The sequence below is a fragment of the Mesorhizobium sp. M7A.F.Ca.CA.004.06.1.1 genome, from assembly GCF_003999135.1.
In the GTDB taxonomy this organism is placed as follows: domain Bacteria; phylum Pseudomonadota; class Alphaproteobacteria; order Rhizobiales; family Rhizobiaceae; genus Mesorhizobium.
Genome location: NZ_RZPQ01000671.1, coordinates 1 through 3,320, shown reverse-complemented (window position 1 = coordinate 3,320; position 3,320 = coordinate 1). Strand labels below are relative to the sequence as shown.

Here is a 3,320-nt window from a genome sequence, read left to right as displayed (position 1 = left end):
GGCTCGAGATCCGCTCGGTGCTGACGCTGGTGCAGCAGGAGGTCTACGATTTGTCGCGGGGCAAACAGCTGCCTTACGTCGAGAGCGGCCTGCCGAAGCTGTTTTTTGCCGCGGCCGCCAAGCAACAATTGCCGGAGCGCGAGCGCCTGTTGCTTGCCATGGCCGACGTGACGCCGGAAATGCGCGGTGAGGTCGAGCAGGTCGCCAGCGATGCCGACATGCCGCTGGCGCCTCTCTACGGCGTGCTGATCAGCTCCGACGCCAGCCACCTTTCGGCGGACAGCCTGAATGCCCGGTTGCGCGAGGCGGCCGACGCCTTCGTCAAGGTGCGCGGCGAAATGAGGACGCTGGCCTCCGATGATCCGCAGGTGACGGAATTGCGCCGGCAGGCCGAGGAGCAGCTTTCGCTCGGCGCCTTCGATGGGGCTCGCGCCATCCTCGCAAAGGCCGCCGACATCGACAATGTCTCGCGCAACGCCTTGAAGGCCAACTTCGTCAACCGCACGCTGTCCGAGGCGGCGACGCGTTTCCTGTCCGGCGGTGCGGCGCGCGCCGACCTCGACTACGCCACGGCCATCAAGGACTATGAATCGGTGCTGGTCCTCTACGGCGAGGCCGGGCAAACCGATCTGACCCTGGACCAGGCCGACCGCCAGATCCGAACCCTGGACGAGCTCGGCAAGCTCTACACCCTTGTCGGCAACACCGATGCGGCAGGCCGCGCCTTTGCAGCGCTGGTGTCCAATCTCGAGCTGCGTTCGGCCCGGGAAACCGACCCGAGCGTCAAGCGCGATTTTGCCGTCAGCCACATCAAGCTCGGCAACATCAAGCTGGCGCAAGGAGACCTGCCGGAAGCGCTGGAAAACTATCGGACCGCCAGAACCATGCTCAGGGATTTGACCGCTGCCGAACCCGATCGGCTGTCATGGTTCAGCGACTTCGCCATGGCCGACGACAAGATCGGCAATGTGCTTGTGACGCAAGGCGATCTGGCTGGGGCCTCGCAGATCTACCAGGAAGGCTTGTCGGTCAAGAAGCAGCTTGCCGACAACGAGCCGGAGCGCGCCGAACTGCAGCGCGACCTGACCATCAGCTATGACGAGATCGGTGCACTGGCGCGTACCGCCGGCCAGTTGGACAACGCCCAGATGGCCTACGAGGAGAGCCTGAATATCCGATTGGCATTGGCCGAAAAGAAGCCGCAGGATGCCGAACGGCAGCGCGATGTGTCGGTCAGCCATGATACGATCGGCGACCTCAAGCGCGAGCGCGGCGATGCGGCGGGCGCACTCGCGTCCTATAAAGCGGGCCATGCGATCGTCGAACAATTAGCGGGCCGCGACCCCGACAACAGTGAGTTGAAGCGCGACCTGTCTGTCGGCAACGCAAAGATGGGCAATGCGCTGAGCGATCAAGAGGACTGGCCGGCAGCCCTCGCCGCCTATAGGCAAGCCCTCTCTATAGCCCGCATGCTGGCGGCCAGTGACCCTGCCAACGCCGACTGGCAACGTGACCTTTCGGTCAGCCTGGAAAAGGTCGCCGGCATTCTGGCGATTCAGGGCGACCGCGCCGGAGCGCTCAAGGCCTATACAGACAGTTTCGCTATCGCCGACCGGCTGGCCAAGCTCGACCCTGCCAATGCCGACTGGCAACGCGACCTGTCGATCACCCTGTCCGAGATCGGCATGCTCAAGGCCAAGCAGCGCGACGTCAAAGGCGCGCGGCAGGCTTTCCAGGACAGTCTCGACATCCGCCAGAAGCTCGCCCGGTCCGACCCAAACAACGCCACCTGGCAGCGCGACCTGGTGGTTGCCATGATCGACTACGCTCAGGTCGCCAAGAACCCCAAGACGGTGCTTTCGCAGGCGCTGGACATGACGCTGGAGCTCGACCGCAGCGGGCGGCTGGCGCCGCGATACAAGTTCATGATCAAGTTTCTCAGGGACCGGCTGGCCAAAGTGAAATAGGGCCTGACGGGAGGCTGCCATGGACAGCCGGCTCATTCCCCGTGAAATGCCTGCAAACCTTGGAAAAACCGCCTTTTGCGCCTATATCTAGTGCATATCAGAGGCGCGATTCGGAGCGGGTTTTTCGCGCCGTGCAAGCGGCATCCAGACAACAGGTTTTCATGAGCGATCAGATCGATAACAACAACGGCGCTGAAGCCGAATACGGCGCCGATTCCATCAAGGTTTTGAAGGGGTTGGATGCTGTCCGCAAACGCCCCGGAATGTATATCGGCGATACCGACGACGGTTCGGGCCTGCATCACATGGTCTATGAAGTGGTCGACAACGCCATCGACGAGGCGCTGGCCGGTCACGCCGATCTCGTCACCGTGACGCTCAACCCCGATGGTTCGGTCACCGTGATCGACAATGGCCGCGGAATTCCGACCGATATCCACACCGGAGAAGGCATTTCGGCGGCCGAAGTGATCATGACGCAGCTGCATGCCGGCGGCAAGTTCGACCAGAATTCCTACAAGGTCTCGGGCGGCCTGCATGGCGTCGGCGTCTCGGTGGTCAACGCGCTGTCGGCGTGGCTGAAGCTGAAAATCCGCCGCAACGGCCAGATCTTCGAGATGAGTTTCACGCATGGCAATGCCGACGCGCCGCTGAAGGCGACCGGCAGCTATGAGCAGGACAAGCAGCCGGGCACCTATGAGGGCCGCAGCGGCAGCCAGATCACCTTCTTCCCGTCGGCCGAGACCTTCACCATGGTCGAATTCGACTTTGGCACGCTGGAACACCGGCTGCGCGAGCTTGCCTTCCTCAATTCCGGCGTGCGCATCATTTTGACCGATGCCCGTCACGCCGACGTCGTGCGCCATGAACTGCACTATGATGGAGGCCTCGAGGAATTCGTCAAATATCTCGATCGGGTCAAGAAACCGCTGATCGACAAGCCGATCGCCATCCGGGCGGAGCGCGATGGGATCACCGTCGAAGTGGCGATGTGGTGGAACGACAGCTACCACGAGAACGTGCTGGCCTTCACCAACAACATCCCTCAGCGCGATGGCGGCACGCATCTGGCCGGCTTTCGCGGCGCGCTGACGCGCCAGATCACCGGCTATGGCGAATCCTCCGGCCTGACCAAGAAGGAAAAGGTCTCGCTGATCGGCGACGATTGCCGCGAAGGCCTGACGGCGGTGCTGTCGGTCAAGGTTCCAGATCCGAAATTCTCCTCGCAGACCAAGGACAAGCTGGTCTCGTCGGAAGTCCGTCCTGTCGTCGAAGGCCTGGTCAACGAAGCGCTCGGCACCTGGCTGGAAGAACATCCGAGCGAAGGCAAGGTGGTCGTCGACAAGGTGATCC

Annotated in this window: 2 protein-coding genes; both read left to right on the top strand. The window is 62.5% G+C overall.

Translation table 11 applies throughout. The features are described from left to right. A partial coding sequence (locus tag EN906_RS28060) for a tetratricopeptide repeat protein (protein WP_127375525.1) occupies positions 1 to 1,967 on the top strand: 1,967 nt, incomplete at its 5' end. Positions 1,968 to 2,128: 161 nt separating this feature from the next. Further along, positions 2,129 to 3,320, top strand: a 1,192-nt coding sequence (locus tag EN906_RS28055; protein WP_245484349.1) for an ATP-binding protein, incomplete at its 3' end; no start/stop codon positions are given.